The following is a 16,425-nucleotide window of genomic DNA, read 5'->3' on the forward strand; positions in this document are numbered from 1 at the left end:
CTATGCCCTTCGAGCCCTCTGAGGTGGACGATTTCAGGGCACCTTCGTGGTGTTTAAACTACTGCGCACCAGGCAGATTCAACGGTTCAGGCCCACCCTCAGATCTGCTGGCCGTCCCACTCGTGGTCGTGCATGAACCCCTCGGCGAGCCCGACCTTGTAGCGCATGGAGTTCAGCAAGATGTTTCCCATGGCCAGCGGGATCCCGGCGAGTGGGCCGATGTCGTCACGCTGACTGATCACCTCATCGGTCCGTCGGTAGTCGCGCGCGAATCCTCGCAGTGTGTTGCCCTCGAGAGCTGACTTACGCCAGCCGTAGAGCAACATTCCGGGACCGAGCATCTTTCGCGCATCGGGGTCTGGAGTGATCACCTCGTCGTTCTCTCCGAAGAACGCGCGGTCGACTCGATTGTGGGGTTCGAACATCAAGATGCCACTCGTCGAGCGTGGATTGCATTCGATGGTGTAGAGCCCGCGATCGGGATGTTCGATGAAATCGAACCCGATCTGCCCGGTGAAATTGATTTCTTTCACTCGCCGCTCAACCCACTCGTTGATACCCGGATGAACCACAGGCTCAAAGCTCAGACACGACTGCCCATTGATGGCATACCTCACCGGATAAACGGTGTGCGCGAACACCTTGCCGCGATGACACACCGAATACGTGCAATACTTATCGCCTTTCAGCCATTCTTGCGCCAGCCAGGGATTGAGCGGATCGAACTCGAGGTCGGCAGGAACTTCCCCCGGATCGACTTTGTACACCTGCTGCGAACCTCGCGAATAAACCTGCTTGAGCGCGAATGGCCGATCGAAATCAAGTGCCGCCAGCTCATCCGCAGAACGTACCTGGGCATACTTCAGCGTCGGGATTTTTAGACTGTCGAGCAGCACCTGATACTCGAACTTGTTGTGCAGGCGATTCTCGGTCAGAAAATCCGAGAGCAGCAACTCGCATTCGGGTGGGAACTGATCCTGTGCCATCGCAAGAATGTCGGTCTCTTCGTGGATCGGGATCAGCAGATCGATCGACTGCTCCCGGACCAATTCGGCTATTGCATCAACATATTCACGCGGCTCGAACTTCGGCCGCGGAACTCGAAACACTTTTTGCACCGAATTGGAGAATCGAGAGATGGGAAATCGCATCGAATCCGCGATGAACACATTGTGTCCACCGGCATTCATCAAGCGCGCGAGTTCCAGGGTCAGAAACGATCTGCCGAATGTGATGAGCACGTTCTTGCCCGAACGAGTCGACATCAGGCCCCACCACTGAGCAGAAGAATGGCTAACACCTGCAGCATGGTAGCTTAATATCCGCCCCACGGACGGGCGCGGGGTGGGCTGCCGTCGTATGACGGCGACGGAGGTGTCCGGGTGTTTCTGATCGGGGTCTTGTTCGCCAGCGCGGCGGCGGTCGCCTACGGCGTATCGACAGTGCTGCGTGCCCTCGGCGCGCGCAAAGCTGCTGTCGAGGCCCGCAATGCGCACAAGGACGGACAACTCACGGCCGCCGGTGGACCATCGGTGTCGTCGACGATCGACACCTTCAAGACACCAGACTTCATCATCGGCACCTCCCTGGTCGTGATCGGTTTCGGTGCAGGCGCAGTTGCCGCCCGGTTCCTGCCCCTCTTCCTCTCACAGACCATCGTCTCGGCGAATCTGATCGTCACCGCACTCATCGGCACCGCGGTCCTGGGAATCCGCCTGCACGGTCGCGACTGGGTCGCGATGTGCACAGTCGTCTTCTCTTTGTGCGCACTCGGGATGTCGTCCTCGCATCTGAGTGGTGGAGGCGAACAGATCAGCTTCCACTGGGGGTTGCTCGGTGCCACCTGCGTGCTCGCGACGCTGGCCCTGCTGGCGGTGTACAAACTCGGCGAGCGCGGCGCCATCGTGGGAGGTGCGGCAGCCGGTCTGCTGTTCGGCGTCATAGCCATCTCGGTCCGGATCCTGCGCGGTGTCGATCCGTTCGACATCGTCACATTGCTCACCGATCCGGCCGCCTGGACGATCGCCATCGCGGGCGCCGTCGGTTTCTACGTTCAAACCGTCGCGCTGCAGCTGGGCCAGGTGAACGGGATCACCGCGGTGCTGGTCGTCGGCGAGACCGCAGGCCCAGGAATCATCGGCGTCGTATTCCTCGATGACAGCGCCAAGCCCGGACTCGCCTGGTTGGCGGTCATCGGGTTCATCGGCGCAGTCGTCGGTGCAGTGCTGGTCGCGCTGTACAGCTCGGTCGACGCCGACCACTTCGGCGAGGCCGAGCCGTCTGTCGGTGGCTGGCGGCTCGGACGCACACGCCGGACCACGCCCTCCGATGTGGAACCCGACAGCCTGGTCGTAGGTGACCTACCCCCGCAGCGCGACGCGGAGAGCCAACGCAGCAAGGGCAGCTGACCGGCCCGGGGACCACCCTGCGGTTCAGAGCGACACCGTCTCGGGTGCCTGCGGTCGGATCCGGCGGGCGAGCATGCGGCGGTCCACCACATTGACGATCACGATCACCAACGCGGCCAGACCCCAGCCCAGCACGATGTCGAACACGTAGTGCTCGGCCGTGTAGACGAGCGTGAACGCCATCGCCAGCGCGTACCCCAGGAACAGGGTGCGGCCCAGAGCGCGCACCCGCGGCCACATGAAGAGTGCGAGGAACATCGTCAGTCCGGCGTGCAAAGAGGGGACGGCGGCGACCAGATTCGCCTTCGCCTGGCCGAGCTTCAGCAGACTCGAGGCCGCGTGGATGTCGAGGACCTCCCATCCGCGCGCGGAGATCCGCTGCACGTAGGGCTCGGCACCCTCGTGGTGCGGATTGACCTCGCCCAGCATCCCGCCACCCTCATACGGTGCCCGGTCCATGCACGACGGGTGCCGCGGATGGTCCTGCACCTCCACCGCGTTGCACTGTGCCGCGGCCCAGGGCGGTGCCGCCGGGACAAGGGTGTATCCGACCAGGGCGAGAAACGTCAGGAGCAGGAACCCGGCCGCATAGCGACGCCACACGTGCCGGTTCCGGAGCCACAGGACCGCAGCAGCCGCGTAGGGCACGATGAAGTACGACATGTAGACGACGCTGGTGATCACCTCCCACCAGGGCGGCTGCTCTTGCTTGAGCTGACTCTGCAGCCACGCGGTCGGATTCACCCCGAACAGCGCCTGATCGAAGTCGATGGCCAGCGCCCACTGGGTCGGCATGTCCATCCACTGCGCGATGTTGCGGGTGAAGTCGTACAACAGGAGGATCGCGGCGAACGGCAGCCAGTCGACGACGACGGTCAGCACGTTCCGCTTGCCGATGCACGCCGCGGCCAGTCCCGTGCACAGCAGCAGCAACAGGCGGGTGCGGTCGAACGCCAGGCCGAGGACCGCCAGATGCCAGATCACCACGCCCAGCCAGACCGAGATCGCGACCCACCGCCAGAGCGTGAGATCGGTGAGCCGGCCGCGCCACGACCGTTCGCGCCAACCGGTGGTGACCTCGGGTGGCGACACAGCGGGGCGATCAGCCTCCTGTGTGCTCATGCCACCCCCGCACTCATCCGCCACCCGCTGTTCGTCTCGTGTTCGTTCAGTGTTCCCGTCCATAACTTATGCGTTCGACCGACGATCGCGTCGGATGAAAGCCACAAACGTCCCCAGTGGTCTGAGTCACACTGGTGGTAAGCAGTCCATACGAACTCCGGAGGCGCCCGTGCCCAACAAGTACCTGCGATACGGCGATCAGCGATACATCATCAACAACGAAGCCGAAGCGCGGCTGAACCGGACGCTCGAAGCGGTGTACGCAGACGGTAGCCGGGGCCATCAGTGGCTCAACCTCTACCGGGACTCCGAGGCACCCTGTCGGCTGCTGATCGCGACGGGCGTGCCGATCTCCATCGAGACCGAACTATGTCTGGATGACTGACCGCGTCAAGGTCTCCGGTGTCACTGACCGAGGACCCCGGTGGAGCTGAGTTATAGGGTCACATCTGTGCCCCAGGCCATTGCCCGCAGTGATGACGTCGCCTATCGCAGCGGCCAGTTGATCACCTACATCGGCAACAAACGTCAGCTGCTGGGGCTGATCGACGATGCGCTCGCCCACGTCCACGAACAGCTGCAACGGCCGCTGGTCTTTCTCGACGCCTTCTCCGGCAGCGGGGTGGTGTCGAGGCTCGCGAAGGCCCGCTCGCGCCGGGTGATCTCCAACGATCTCGAGAGCTACGCCCGGGTCATCAGTGAGTGCTTCCTGACCAATGCCGATGAGGTGCCTGCCGGCGAGCTGGCGGGAAAGGTGGCCGCCATCAACCGTACGGTCGAATCAGGTTACGTGACACACGGTTTCATCGCCGAACACTACGCGCCGGCCGACGACAGCTGCATCAGGCCCGGTGAACGGGTTTTCTACACGAGCGAGAACGCCCGCCGACTCGACGCGTACCTGGAGGCGATCCACGCCGAGCCGGAGCCGATGCGAACCCTGTTGCTCGGACCGCTGTTGTCCGAGGCCTCGGTGCACGCCAACACGTCCGGGGTGTTCAAGGGGTTCCACAAGGATCGCGCCACGGGCCTCGGCCGATTCGGGGGCAGCGGCGCCGACGCGCTCGGACGCATCACCGGGGCCATCACCCTCGCCGCACCTGTGTTGAGCGATCACCACTGCGAGCGCCGGGTACTCCAGGTGGATGCGGCGATGCTCCCTGACGTCGTCGGCCCGGTCGACGTCGCCTACCTCGATCCGCCCTACAACCAGCATCCGTACGGGTCCAACTACTTCATGCTCAACCTGATCGCCGAGAACCGGAAGCCTACGGCGATGAGCACCATCTCCGGCATACCCAAGGACTGGAACCGTTCGGGATACAACGTGCGGTCGAGTGCCGCGACGTTGCTGCGACGACTGATCAACGATCTCGATGCGCGCTTCCTGCTGATCTCGTTCAACGACGAGGGTTTCATACCACCGTCGCAGATGCGGGACATGCTCGGTGCGGTCGGTACGGTCAGCGAGTTCACGCAGCGTCACAACACTTTCCGTGGCAGCCGTAACCTGCAGGGGCGAAGCGCCCACGTGACCGAACACCTGTACCTGGTGGACCGGCGCCCATGACGCCCGAACCGGCCGTGCGGCCCAGTTGTTATCGGGTCGAGGCCCTGAGCGGCAACGGTCCGCACGCACGCATCCGCAGACGCATCAAACAGGTCACCGGGTTCGACCTGCTGCCAAGCGATTCCATCATCGCCCGCTACGGTGCCTTGCTGACTGCGGGCGATCCGGTCGCCGAGGAGTTCGTCGCGGCGACCTACCACGGTCCGATGGGTGCGGCCGCGGCGCGCGAATTGCTCGACACCGCACTGCGCGACGGGATCGACACCATCGACGATGCACCACCGGAGATGCGAGCGCTGTTCGACGAGTTCGAGGCGATCCCCGACTGGGTAGACCCCGATCTGATCGAGCAAGGCGCAGCGTGTTGGCGACGGTGGGGCTATGCACTGGGTTCGGTCGGCAACGCAGGCACGATGGATACGTATACCGAAGGGTCACTGGCCGTTCCGCTGTCGTTGGCCGGTGGTTATGCCGGGGCCAGCGCGTTGAACAGGTATCTCGAGACGAGCCGCTGGTGGCTCGAGGTGTGCAGGCCCGGGGCCATCCTGACCCCGGGTTCTGCTGCCAGAGACATCTCACTCAAGGTCCGCGTGATGCACGTGTCGGTGCGGGCCCGCGTCGCCCGGCATGACGAATGGGACAGCGCACGTTGGGGTTTGCCCATCAGCCAGGCCGAGATGATGCTCACGTTGCTCGGCGGCAGTGTCGGGCCCGGGCTGGGCCTCTACAGCATCGGTTATCTCACCTCGCCCCGCGAGATCGAGGCCCTGTTGCACTTCAATCGGTACCTCGGCCACCTCGTCGGGGTGCGCGTCGACGACATCTATCCGCGAACCACGTCCGAGGGCATTCGGCTGCTGTACCTGTTCGACGCCACCCGCGCGCATGACTCAGGTTCCGTGGGCGCTGAACTCGTCGAGTCCTTCGTGCCGGCGTTCGCGCCGCGGCCATCGATGAGCCTGGCGGGACGGGTGCGCGCCCGCTACCACTTGGCACTGCAGGCCGGCTACACGCAGTTGTTCATGCTGCCCTGGAACCGGCGCATGTACCGATTACCCTCCCCCTGGCCAGGTTTGGCCATCCTGCTGCTGCGGGCACCCGTGACCGCGATCGGCGAGATCGCCCGCCGTTTCTCGCCCACGATCGATGCACGTCTGCAGCAAGGGTCGGTGCGCCGTTGGCAGCGATGGCATCGGTGGCAGTCCGGTCGGCGGGCCGAGCAGTTCGACGCCACCGCGGCGTTACGGCGCTAGATCGCTTACGGGCCCAGACACTTGCGCACCTGACTTCTTGTACCTAAAGTCAGATCATGACCGAGTCGCCGAGCACCGCACTGACCGACATGAGCGCATTCCTCCAGGTCACCGGATTCGTCATCGAGGAGCAATCCGGCACCCGGGTGTCCGGCTACGTCGACCTCGGCGCGGATCACCTGACTCCCTGGGGAGTAGTGCACGGCGGCGTCTACACCACGATCGTCGAGTCGGCAGGCAGCATCGGCGCCAGCGCGGCAGTCCTGGACCGGGGCCAGTTAGCCGTAGGGCTGCACAACAGCACCGACTTCCTGCGGTCGAGCACCGGCGGCGGCCGGGCACGAGTACTCGCCGAACCCATCCAGCAAGGACGCACGCAGCAACTGTGGCTCGTCACCATCACCGATGAGTCGCGCGGCAAAGAACTCGCCCGCGGGCAGCTACGCCTGCAGAACATCCCGCTGCCGAGCTAGAGCGGATAACGCGCTCGGTAGACCGCGTGATCGCGTCTGGCCTCGATCTCGCGGGTGTGCGCGTCCGCGATGTGCGACATCGACTTGAAGGACGTGATGGCGATGGCGAACAATCCGATCGCACACCCACCGGCCACGGCGGCCTCCACGAAATGTTCGCTGGCAAGGGTGATGATCGTCAGGGCCGTGGCGGCGGCTCCGGCCAATGTGGTGAGGAAGGCGAGCCAACCGGCCGGCCAGACGAGACTTCTCCGTAGGTGCAGTGCAGTTCCTGAATGCATGATGACTCCTAGGTTCGTCAGGAATACCGGACGAAACCCTGATTTTACTCCGGATGGGCAAGCCCCGAGCGCTCATTTCGCATCATCAGTAGCCTCGGTTCGGTGCACAGTGTCCTCACCACCGCCCGCGATCAGATCCTTCACCGGGTAGACCGTCTCATCGAGCCGTATCCGGTCCGCGACCTGCCCCGAGGCCATATGGTCTACCTCCCCGGTCGCGGCTCCACGTACGTCACCGATTCCGGCCCCCGAGACAAACCGGCCATCTTCTTGTTGCACTCGGTTCTGACCAACGGACTGCTGTGTTGGTATCCGCTGATCCCCGCTCTCAACAAGGAGTTCCGGGTGATCACCCTCGATCAGAGGTGGCACGGGCGCGGGATCCGCAGTGCTCCGTTCGATCTCGAGGATTGCGCCGACGATGTCGTCGCACTGGCCGACGTCCTGGGCATCGACACCTTCACCGCCGCAGGCTTCTCGATGGGAGGGGGCATCTCCCAGATCGCCTGGCGGCGCCATCCGGACCGCGTCGACGCGATGATCCTGTGTTCCACCGGGCCGTTTTTCGGCAGCAACGATCCGACCCGGCAGGCGAACATGTCGAACGTCGGCCGCATCATGAAGCTCATCCACCCGCCGCACGTCCAGCCGAATGCCGCCAAACTCGACGACACCTCCGTGCCCGACACCGTCTGGGCGCTGCGGCAATTCCTGTCGACTCCGGTCTCACGCCTGGGAATCCTCGGAGATGGCATGAGCCACTTCGACTCTCAACCGTGGCTCGCCGAGATCGACATCCCCACAGCAGTGCTGGTCTCACTCAAGGACCGCGTCATCCCCCTCTGGCGCCAGCGCATCCTCACCGACAACATCCCGGGCGTGGCCACCTACGAGGTGAATGGTGGCCACGCCTGCTGCGTGCTCGAGGCAGATCAGTTCATCCCGAAATTCCTCGACGCGGCGCGGTACACCGCTGATCAGGTCAGGGATCGCACGCCTCTAGCAGCGACTTCACCTCTTCCTCGAACGCCCTCATGATCGGCCACGGGTCGGGTACCAACTCTTTGCACGCGATCACCCCGATGTTGAGCACACCGTTCTGGGAGAACACGGTGATGTTCATGCCCGCCCCGTGGAACACCGGCCCGAGGGGATACATCGCCTCGATCTTGGCGCCGAGGTAGTAGAGCGGGAAGTCCGGTCCGGGCACGTTCGAGATCACCAGGTTGTAGATCACCGGATGCCGTTCAGCCAGTTCCTGCGACGAGTACAGCTTCATCGCCATGCCCAGCGTCGCGGGCGGTACGAATTGGGCCCAGCCGCGCAGCAGGTTCGAGTCCATCGACCCGTGATGCTCCTTGGCGGTACGGACCTGTGAGCCGATCGCCTTGATCCGCTCCACCGGGTCGGCGATCTCGACCGGCAGTTTGGTGAACATCCCCGTGACCTTGTTGGTGCCCTGCGTGACGAGGTCGTCGTCGTTGTCACCGTGCACCGAGACCGGGACCATCGCGACCAGCGGCTGGTCCGGCAGTTCGTCGTTGTTGTCGAGGTAATCGCGCAGCGCACCCGAGCACACACTGAGCACCACGTCGTTGAGCTTGACGTCGAAGTGGTCTTTGATGCGCTTGAGGTCGCTCAGCGAAACCTGTGTGTAGGCGATACTGCGATGCGCCGTGATCGATTTGTTCCACGAGGTCCGCGGTGCCCGGAACGGTGCAGGCATCGCCTCGCCCCGCAGCGCTCGCGAGATCCAGTCGAACGGGAGCTGCGCGGTCTTCGGCAGCAGCCGGGCAAAACTCAGCGGGCGGCGGGCCACCTGCCAGGCGCCGTCCAGCGCGAGCCCGGCGAAAGACGCATCGCCCGCCGTATGAGACAGGACCTCTCTGTCCAGCTCCGGCGGCTCAGGTGTGAGCGTGCACAGCTGGGCCAGCAGATCCGAGGCCGTCACGCCGTCCACCCCGGCGTGATGCATGCGAAGCAATACGGCGATCTTGCCGTCGGCAAGTCCCTCGATCACCCACATCTCCCAGAGCGGCTTGCTGCGGTCGAGCGGGACCCCCGCGATATGAGCACAGAACTCGGCCAGTTCGTGCTGCCCACCCGGAGCCGGCACGGCCACCCGGTGCACATGCCGCTCGATGTCGAAGTTCCGGTCCTCCACCCAGACCGGATGATCGAGGTTGACGATCGAGTCGCGTACCTTGCGCCGGAAGGTCGGCAGTGCGCCGATCCGGCGCGAGAGCTCGTCGCGCATCCTCTCGAACGAATAGCCGCCTTCGACGGTGGTCGGGTCGAGTTCGATCAAACCTACGATGTGCATCAGCTGCGAACGCGTCTCCAGATAGAGAAACGATGCGTCGAGCCCACTCAAGCGTTCCATTCAGGCCACCTTCTCCACCGGGACAATCATCGAAGTCCACTGTGCGCCCACCGGCCCAGAATTACCTGAGGAACCTGGATAAAAATACGGCCGTCAAGCAAATTGACAACACCGTGTGGCAAATGGAGGGGTGAGCACGTCCTAAGCTGGTGACATGCGCATTGGTGCCCACGTACGACAAGACAGTGATCCGATCGGCAGGGCCGAGGAACTCGGCGCCGAGTTGTTACAGATGTTCGTCACAGATCCACAGGAGTGGGGCAAGCCGAAACCTCATCCCAAGGCCGCGGAAATCCGCGATTCGCCGATCGACGTGGTGGTCCACAGTTCGTACCGCATCAACGTCGCGAGCCTCAACAACCGGTTGCGGATGCCGTCCCGGCAGGCCGTCATCAACCAGGCCCTGGCAGCCAAGGAACTGGGCGCGTTCGGACTCGTCGTCCACGGCGGCCACCTCCGCGACGACGAGGATGCCAAAGACGGATATGAGAACTGGCGCAAGCTCTTCGAGCGTGCCAACGAGAAGGGCGGCTTCCCCGTCCCCATCCTGATCGAGAACACCGCCGGTGGCGATCACGCCATGGCCCGCAGCCTCGACAACATCGCTCGCCTCTGGGATGCGGTCGGTGAATACGAGAACGCCGGGTTCTGCCTCGACACCTGTCACGCCTGGGCCGGCGGCGAAGATCTCGTCGACATCGCCGAGCGCGTCAAGGCCATCACCGGCCGCATCGACCTGGTCCACCTGAACAACTCGCGCGACGAGTTCGATTCGGGACGCGACCGGCACGACAACCTCGAGAAGGGCACCATCGACCCGGAGATCCTGGTCGCCGTGATCAAGGCCGCGGGGGCCCCGGTCATCCTCGAGACGCCTGAAGAGGGCCTCGCCGACGACATCGCCTACCTGAAGAAGGCGCTCGCCTGAGCTAGGACGAACCGTCGCTGCGGGTGCCGTGGATCTCGTTCCGGATGGCCTGCATCCGCTCATCGAGAGTGTTCGCCGTGTCGGCGGCAACGGTCAGTTCGTCGAGTAGATGGGCCGGGACGGCCTTGTCGTACTTGTAGTAGATCTTGTGCTCCAGGCTGGCCCAGAAGTCCATCGCGATGGTCCGCACCTGGAGCTCGACCTTCACCGGGATCTGGCCGGTACTGAGGTTGACCGGCGTCTCGACGATCGTGTGCAGTCCGCGGTAGCCGTTGGGCTTCGGATTGGCGATGTAGTCCTTGGTCTGCAGAGTCATGACGTCGGGCTGGGCGCACAGCAGTTCGGTCAGCCGGTAGGCGTCGGTGATGAAACTGCAGGTCACCCGGACGCCGGCGATGTCGTCGAGCTGATCCTGCAGGGACGCCGGATCGACCGGGATGCCACGCCGGTGCGCCTTCGCGAGCAGGCTCTCCGGGCTCTTGACCCGAGAGCTGATGTGCTCGATCGGGTTGTAGTCGTTCAGGTAGGCGAACTCGTCGCGGAGGATCTCGATCTTGGTGACGATCTCGTTGATCGCGAACTGGAACGGCAGCATGAACTTTCGCAGTCCGTGGCCGATCTCGATCAGGTCGGCGGGCGCAAGGTCCCGATCGCCACCTTCGGCGGCCATCCAGCGGACGAGCGGCCCGTCCGGAGATCGTTCTTCGATTGCGTCGTCGACCACGTCACTCATGACCTCCATCGTGCCCGACCGCGGGCAGGACCCCAGAAGTTCATTTGGTGGTTGGTGGCGGTGTGGGAACGATGAACGCATGCGATCGACAGAGTGGCCGTGACGGACACTGCCGGACAACCGGCCCTGCACCGCCGCCTCGGTGTCACCGACGCGGTGCTCACCGGCCTGGGCGCAATGCTGGGCGCAGGCATCTTCGTGACGTTGGCACCGGTCGCCGCGTCCGCCGGTTCCGGGATGCTCCTTGCCCTCGGCCTCGCGGCCGCCGTCGCCTACTGCAATGCCCGCTCGTCTGCGCGGCTCGCAACGGCATACCCGGCCGCGGGCGGTACCTACGTCTATGGCCGAGAGGAGCTGGGCCGATTCTGGGGACATCTGGCCGGCTGGAGCTTTGTGGTCGGCAAGACCGCCTCCTGTGCCGCCATGGCGCTCACGGCCGGGTACTACCTCTGGCCCGATCAGGCCCATGCCGTCGCCGTGGCCGCAGTACTCGCCTTCACCGCCCTGAACTGCTTCGGGATCAGCAAGTCTGCCTGGGCACTCCGGCTCATCGTCGCCGTGGTGATCGTCGTTCTCGCACTGGTGGTCGTCGTCGGCCTCACGTCCCCTGCCGTCGCGACCGATCGACTGGACCTCGGCGGCTCGACCGTCACCGGTGTCCTGGGCGGCGCTGCCCTCTGGTTCTTCGCGTTCGCCGGGTACGCCCGCATCGCCACCCTCGGCGAGGAGGTCCGCGACCCCGAGCGCACGATCTCGCGCGCCATCACCATCGCATTCATCATCGTCCTGACGCTGTATGCGCTGGTGGCCGTCACCGCGTTGCTGGTCGTCGGGTACCCCGCACTGAGCGGTTCGTCGGCGCCACTCGTCGACGTGGTCCACCTGTCCGGTCATGGTGGGCTCGCGCCGGTGGTGCGGATCGGTGCCGCGGTGGCCGCACTGGGAGCGCTCCTGACCCTCATCCTCGGGGTGTCCCGGACGACGCTGGCCATGGCCCGGGATCGCCATCTGCCCGGCGTCCTCGCCACGGTCCACCCGCGGTACGCCGTGCCGCAGTACGCCGAGATCGCCGTCGGGAGCATCGTCGCCGTCCTCGTCGCCACCGTCGACGTGCGGGGCGCGATCGGGTTCTCCGCGTTCTCCGTGCTCATCTACTACGCCGTCGCCAATGCGAGCGCCTGGTCGCTGGCAGGTCGCGAGCCATCGCGTCGCGGCGTCGCGGCGGCCCGGGTGCTACCCGCGCTCGGTGTCATCGGATGCCTGGCACTGAGTTTCAGCCTGAGCCTCGGCACCGTCCTGGCGGGAGTGGTGGTGCTCGCGGTCGGGGCCTGCGCTTTCGCGGTGCAGAGCCGACGGTGACCCACCGCAGTGAGCGGTCTTTCATGTGGTGCACGTCATCTTCAGTTATCGACATTGCGTTTGTGCGGCGGAATATCCGGATGTATATTTGGGTTGTTACTGGCGAGTAACATAGCGCCCGGACGCCTGACCGCGTCCGACTCGCCACCCGACTTCGACAGCAGTTCAACGATTGCAAAGGATTCTGCAATGGGGCATTACAAGAGCAATCTCCGCGACCTCCACTTCAACCTCTTCGAGTTGTTCCAGCTCGAAGAGGTCCTGGCCAGCGGCGACTTCGGCGATCTCGACAAGGAGACCGCCATCGACATGCTGCGCGAGGTGAAGAACCTGGCCGAGGGCCCCTTGGCGGAATCCTTCGCCGACGCCGACCGCAATCCTCCGGTGTTCAACCCCGAAGACCACAGCGTCACGGTTCCTGAATCGTTCAAGAAGTCGTACAAGACCATGGTCGACGGCGGCTGGGACAAGCTGGGTATCGACGAGGAACTCGGCGGCCTGCCCGCCCCGAGGTCGCTCTACTGGGCGATCGGCGAGCTGCTGCTCGGCGCCAACCCGGCCGCGTTCATGTACGCCGCAGGCGCCGGCTTCTCCAACATCTTCTACAACAACGGCACCGACGAGCAGAAGAAGTGGGCCACCATCAGCGCCGAGCGCGGCTGGGGCGCCACGATGGTCCTCACCGAGCCCGACGCGGGATCCGATGTCGGCGCCGCCCGCACCAAAGCCGTCAAGCAGGACGACGGCACGTGGCACATCGACGGCGTGAAGCGGTTCATCACCTCCGCCGACCAGGACATGACCGAGAACATCATCCACCTGGTGCTGGCCCGCCCCGAGGGCGCGCGCCCCGGCACCAAGGGTTTGTCGCTGTTCTTCGTCCCCAAGTTCCACTTCGATCACGAGACCGGTGAACTCGGCGAGCGCAACGGCGTCTTCGTCACCAATGTCGAGCACAAGATGGGCCTCAAGGTCTCGGCCACCTGTGAGCTGACCTTCGGCCAGCACGGCGTCCCGGCCCAGGGCTGGCTCGTCGGCGAGGTCCACGACGGCATCGCGCAGATGTTCGACGTCATCGAGCACGCTCGGATGATGGTGGGCACCAAGGCCATCGCCACCCTGTCCACCGGCTACCTGAACGCTCTCGAGTACGCAAAAGAGCGCATCCAGGGTGCCGACATGACCCAGATGACCGACAAGGCCGCACCGCGCGTCTCCATCACCCACCACCCCGATGTGCGTCGTTCGCTGATGATGCAGAAGGCGTACTCCGAGGGTCTGCGCGCGGTCTACCTCTACACCGCATCGCACCAGGATCTCGCTGCCGCCAAGCTCGTATCAGGAGCCGACAAGGAGATGGCCTTCCGGGTCAACGACCTGCTGCTCCCGATCGTCAAGGGCGTCGGTTCCGAGCGGGCGTCCGAGCAGCTGATCGGATCGCTGCAGACCCTGGGCGGCTCCGGCTTCTTGCAGGACTACCCGATCGAGCAGTACATCCGCGACGCCAAGATCGACTCGCTGTACGAGGGCACCACCGCGATCCAGGCGCAGGACTTCTTCTTCCGCAAGATCATCCGCGACAAGGGCCAGGCGCTCGCACACGTCGCCGGCCAGATCAGCACGTTCATCGAGTCCGAGGCGGGCAACGGCCGGCTCAAGACCGAGCGGGCGCTGCTCAAGACCGCTCTCGACGACGTCCAAGGCATGGCGGCGACGCTGACCGGCTTCCTCATGGGAGCCCAGGAACAGCCGAGCGAGCTGTACAAGGTCGGTCTCGGCAGCGTGCGGTTCTTGATGGCCGTGGGCGACCTGATGATCGGTTGGCTCCTGCTGCGGCAGGCCGAGGTCGCGCTGAACGCACTCGATGCGGGCACCTCTGACGCCGACACCGCGTTCTACAACGGCAAGATCGGTGTCGCGACCTTCTTTGCGAAGAACGTACTTCCCGAACTCACCGCAACCCGGGGCATCGTCGAGAAGATCGACAACGACGTCATGGAGCTGGACGAAGCATCGTTCTAGCAATCTGACGAAGAAGTGGGTCGGCCCGGTCGGGGGACGGCCCACTTTTTCGTTGTATATGAACGAAATGCACGCAAGGATGACCGACCCTCACCCGCATCGTCAGACTGTCCTCATGTCACCGGAAGATGTGCAGCCCCGCCCCCGCATCGACGCAACCATCGCTCGTTCCTGGTTGTTGGTGAACGCCTCGGTACGTGCCGCATACATGGCGGCCGCCCGATCGGAGGCCGACCAGGTCATCCTCGACATCGAGGACGCCGTCGACCCGAGTGCAAAATGCAGTGCCCGCGACAGCGTCACCGACTGGCTTCGCGGCGCCGGGGCCTGGGTTCGTATCAACGACCGGACCACGCCCTTCTGGTCCGAGGACGTCGACCACCTTCGCGGCGCATCGGGACTCGGCGGCGTCATGCTGGCCAAGACCGAATACCCCGATCAGGTCGACGAGACCTACGACCGACTCGGCGGGCGGGTGCCGGTGATCCCACTCATCGAGTCGGCGATGGGGATCGAGAACGCCGTCGACATCGCTCGCCGGCGCGGGGTTCTGCGACTGGCCTTCGGCAGCGGCGACTACCGGCGCGACACCGCCACCGACGCAGACGATCTGGTGATGGCCTATCCCCGCTCACGTCTGGTGGTCGCCAGCCGGGTGGCCGGCCTGACCGGACCCATCGACGGGCCCGCGGTCACCGACGACGAGGCAGTCCTGCGCCAAAAGACCGCTACCAGTGTGTCATTCGGCCTCACCGGCAAGCTGTGTCTCAATCCGGCCCACACAGGCGTGATCAACACCGTCATCAGCCCGAGCCCGGAAGACACCGCCTGGGCAACCGGCTTCCTCGCGGAGTTCGAAGCCCGCGGGCGCGTCGTCCGTGACGGCAGCGACCTCCCCCGCCTCAAGCGCGCGGAGCGAATCACCGAGCTCGCCGGCGAGTTCGGGGTTACTGCCGGTTAGCCCGCAACAAACCCACCCGTTCCGGTCAAACCCAGGGGCTTGTGCCTCGTGGATTTGACCGGAACGGGTGGGTTTGTTTAAGAGGGACTACTTCGGTGGGAGGCGCACACCGCCGTCGACGCGTACGACTTCACCGTTCATGTACGAGTTCGTGATCAACTCGACGACCATCGAGGCCAGCTCATCGGGGGTACCGAGACGGCGCGGGTAGAGCACGCTCTCGCCCAGCTTGGCCTTGAAAGCCTCGGATTCGGGGCCGGTGCCGTAGATCGGGGTCTCGATCAGGCCGGGGGCCACGGTGTTGTTCCGGATCCCTGCGGCTGCGAGATCGCGAGCGACGGTCAGGGTCAGGCTGACGATGCCGCCCTTGGACGCCGAGTAGGCGGCCTGTCCGATCTGTCCGTCGAAGGCGGCGACACTGGCCATCGACACGATGGCACCCTTCTCACCGGTCTCGGTGGCTTCGCCGCGGCTCATCGCGGTCGCCGCCAGCCGGGTCGCGTCGAAGCTGCCGATCAGGTTGATGTTGATGACCTTCTTGAAGGCCTCGATGTCGTGCGCCGACGAGAACTCGCCGTCGCGTCCGATGGTTCGCTGCGCAGACCCGATACCTGCCGAGTTCACCAGTGCCCGAACCGGTCCGAGTTCGAGCGCCTTGTTGACGGCCGCCTCGATCTGCTCGGTCTTGGTCACGTCGACGCTGACGAATGCCCCGCCGATCTCCTTGGCGAGCGCCTCGCCCTTGTCAGCCTGCAGGTCGGCGATGACGACCTTGGCACCCAGAGCGGCGAGTTGACGCGCCACCGCGGCACCGATTCCCGATGCCCCACCCGTAACGATTGCACTTGCTCCATTGATTTCCACCATCGCACCATATGGCCGAGCGCTTGTTCGGTTCAAGTGCCCGGTGTCGCACGTACCGATAGTGGTTC

Annotated in this window: 16 protein-coding genes; 10 read left to right on the forward strand and 6 right to left on the reverse strand. The window is 64.6% G+C overall.

Features of this window, described 5'->3' with window-relative positions; genetic code table 11:
• Positions 1–98 precede the first annotated feature (98 nt).
• Positions 99–1,265 carry an ATP-grasp domain-containing protein gene (locus tag BH683_RS26580; RefSeq protein WP_084839308.1) on the reverse strand — a complete coding sequence of 389 codons (1,167 nt, stop codon included), beginning with the start codon at positions 1,263–1,265 and terminating at the stop codon, positions 99–101.
• Between the two features lie 117 nt (positions 1,266–1,382).
• On the opposite strand from BH683_RS26580, the gene BH683_RS26585 reads away from it, so the two are divergent.
• On the forward strand, positions 1,383–2,408 hold the full coding sequence (locus tag BH683_RS26585; protein WP_084839309.1) for a hypothetical protein: 1,026 nt from the start codon (positions 1,383–1,385) through the stop codon (positions 2,406–2,408).
• Positions 2,409–2,432: 24 nt separating this feature from the next.
• Here the strand turns inward: BH683_RS26585 and BH683_RS26590 are convergent, their stop codons facing one another.
• Complete coding sequence (locus tag BH683_RS26590) at positions 2,433–3,530, reverse strand: phosphatase PAP2 family protein (RefSeq protein ID WP_084839602.1); 1,098 nt, start codon at positions 3,528–3,530, stop codon at positions 2,433–2,435.
• 169 nt (positions 3,531–3,699) lie between these two features.
• On the opposite strand from BH683_RS26590, the gene BH683_RS26595 reads away from it, so the two are divergent.
• The 4 genes from BH683_RS26595 (at position 3,700) to BH683_RS26610 (ending at position 6,826) form a co-directional block, all read left to right on the forward strand.
• A complete protein-coding gene (locus tag BH683_RS26595; RefSeq protein WP_023960130.1) occupies positions 3,700–3,915 on the forward strand; it encodes a hypothetical protein in 216 nt (71 codons plus the stop codon).
• Between the two features lie 66 nt (positions 3,916–3,981).
• Positions 3,982–5,100: a DNA adenine methylase gene (locus BH683_RS26600; protein WP_084839310.1), complete on the forward strand. Its 1,119-nt coding sequence runs from the start codon at positions 3,982–3,984 to the stop codon at positions 5,098–5,100.
• Positions 5,097–6,353, forward strand: coding sequence for an oxygenase MpaB family protein (locus BH683_RS26605; protein WP_084839311.1), 1,257 nt, complete (start codon positions 5,097–5,099; stop codon positions 6,351–6,353). Before BH683_RS26600 ends, BH683_RS26605 begins: the two co-directional genes overlap by 4 nt.
• A 56-nt stretch (positions 6,354–6,409) precedes the next feature.
• On the forward strand, positions 6,410–6,826 hold the full coding sequence (locus BH683_RS26610; protein ID WP_084839312.1) for a PaaI family thioesterase: 417 nt from the start codon (positions 6,410–6,412) through the stop codon (positions 6,824–6,826).
• Here the strand turns inward: BH683_RS26610 and BH683_RS26615 are convergent.
• The gene (locus BH683_RS26615) at positions 6,823–7,107 is read right to left on the reverse strand and encodes a hypothetical protein (RefSeq protein WP_084839313.1); all 285 of its coding nucleotides are present in this window, start codon (positions 7,105–7,107) and stop codon (positions 6,823–6,825) included. The two genes, BH683_RS26610 and BH683_RS26615, sit on opposite strands and share 4 nt — an antisense overlap.
• A gap of 198 nt (positions 7,108–7,305) precedes the next feature.
• Here BH683_RS26615 and BH683_RS26620 point away from each other — a divergent pair, with 198 nt between their 5' ends.
• On the forward strand, positions 7,306–8,145 hold the full coding sequence (locus BH683_RS26620; RefSeq protein ID WP_084839314.1) for an alpha/beta hydrolase: 840 nt from the start codon (positions 7,306–7,308) through the stop codon (positions 8,143–8,145).
• Here BH683_RS26620 and BH683_RS26625 read toward each other — a convergent pair.
• The gene (locus BH683_RS26625) at positions 8,090–9,490 is read right to left on the reverse strand and encodes a wax ester/triacylglycerol synthase family O-acyltransferase (RefSeq protein WP_084839315.1); all 1,401 of its coding nucleotides are present in this window, start codon (positions 9,488–9,490) and stop codon (positions 8,090–8,092) included. The genes BH683_RS26620 and BH683_RS26625 overlap by 56 nt on opposite strands.
• Before the next feature lie 154 nt (positions 9,491–9,644).
• Between BH683_RS26625 and BH683_RS26630 the strand changes: the two genes are divergently transcribed.
• Entirely contained in the window at positions 9,645–10,418 is a 774-nt protein-coding gene (locus tag BH683_RS26630; RefSeq protein ID WP_084839316.1) for a deoxyribonuclease IV, read from the forward strand.
• Between the two features lies 1 nt (position 10,419).
• Here BH683_RS26630 and BH683_RS26635 read toward each other — a convergent pair whose 3' ends face one another.
• Complete coding sequence (locus BH683_RS26635) at positions 10,420–11,151, reverse strand: GTP pyrophosphokinase family protein (RefSeq protein WP_246833614.1); 732 nt, start codon at positions 11,149–11,151, stop codon at positions 10,420–10,422.
• A 99-nt stretch (positions 11,152–11,250) separates the two neighbouring features.
• Between BH683_RS26635 and BH683_RS26640 the strand changes: the two genes are divergently transcribed.
• The 3 genes from BH683_RS26640 to BH683_RS26650 all read left to right on the forward strand — a co-directional run bounded on the left by BH683_RS26640 (position 11,251) and on the right by BH683_RS26650 (position 15,493).
• Positions 11,251–12,510: an APC family permease gene (locus BH683_RS26640; RefSeq protein ID WP_210405280.1), complete on the forward strand. Its 1,260-nt coding sequence runs from the start codon at positions 11,251–11,253 to the stop codon at positions 12,508–12,510.
• 189 nt (positions 12,511–12,699) lie between these two features.
• Complete coding sequence (locus BH683_RS26645; RefSeq protein WP_084839318.1) at positions 12,700–14,532, forward strand: acyl-CoA dehydrogenase; 1,833 nt, start codon at positions 12,700–12,702, stop codon at positions 14,530–14,532.
• 115 nt (positions 14,533–14,647) lie between these two features.
• A complete protein-coding gene (locus tag BH683_RS26650; protein ID WP_084839319.1) occupies positions 14,648–15,493 on the forward strand; it encodes a CoA ester lyase in 846 nt (281 codons plus the stop codon).
• An 87-nt stretch (positions 15,494–15,580) separates the two neighbouring features.
• Here BH683_RS26650 and BH683_RS26655 read toward each other — a convergent pair whose 3' ends face one another.
• Positions 15,581–16,357, reverse strand: a complete 777-nt coding sequence (locus tag BH683_RS26655; protein WP_084839604.1) for an SDR family oxidoreductase — start codon at positions 16,355–16,357, stop codon at positions 15,581–15,583.
• Positions 16,358–16,425 lie beyond the last annotated feature (68 nt).

Source organism: Williamsia sp. 1138 (genome assembly GCF_002095435.2).
Classification (GTDB): Bacteria; Actinomycetota; Actinomycetes; order Mycobacteriales; family Mycobacteriaceae; genus Williamsia.

What these genes read in the sequence shown, in the direction of transcription:
- BH683_RS26590 (WP_084839602.1), bottom strand. Translation starts at nt 3,530, where the DNA reads ATGAGCACACAGGAGGCTGATCGCCCCGCTGTGTCGCCACCCGAGGTC.
- BH683_RS26615 (WP_084839313.1), bottom strand. Translation starts at nt 7,107, where the DNA reads ATGCATTCAGGAACTGCACTGCACCTACGGAGAAGTCTCGTCTGGCCG.
- BH683_RS26645 (WP_084839318.1), top strand. Translation starts at nt 12,700, where the DNA reads ATGGGGCATTACAAGAGCAATCTCCGCGACCTCCACTTCAACCTCTTC.
- BH683_RS26580 (WP_084839308.1), bottom strand. Translation starts at nt 1,265, where the DNA reads ATGTCGACTCGTTCGGGCAAGAACGTGCTCATCACATTCGGCAGATCG.
- BH683_RS26625 (WP_084839315.1), bottom strand. Translation starts at nt 9,490, where the DNA reads ATGGAACGCTTGAGTGGGCTCGACGCATCGTTTCTCTATCTGGAGACG.
- BH683_RS26635 (WP_246833614.1), bottom strand. Translation starts at nt 11,151, where the DNA reads ATGAGTGACGTGGTCGACGACGCAATCGAAGAACGATCTCCGGACGGG.
- BH683_RS26605 (WP_084839311.1), top strand. Translation starts at nt 5,097, where the DNA reads ATGACGCCCGAACCGGCCGTGCGGCCCAGTTGTTATCGGGTCGAGGCC.
- BH683_RS26650 (WP_084839319.1), top strand. Translation starts at nt 14,648, where the DNA reads ATGTCACCGGAAGATGTGCAGCCCCGCCCCCGCATCGACGCAACCATC.
- BH683_RS26610 (WP_084839312.1), top strand. Translation starts at nt 6,410, where the DNA reads ATGACCGAGTCGCCGAGCACCGCACTGACCGACATGAGCGCATTCCTC.
- BH683_RS26630 (WP_084839316.1), top strand. Translation starts at nt 9,645, where the DNA reads ATGCGCATTGGTGCCCACGTACGACAAGACAGTGATCCGATCGGCAGG.
- BH683_RS26620 (WP_084839314.1), top strand. Translation starts at nt 7,306, where the DNA reads ATGGTCTACCTCCCCGGTCGCGGCTCCACGTACGTCACCGATTCCGGC.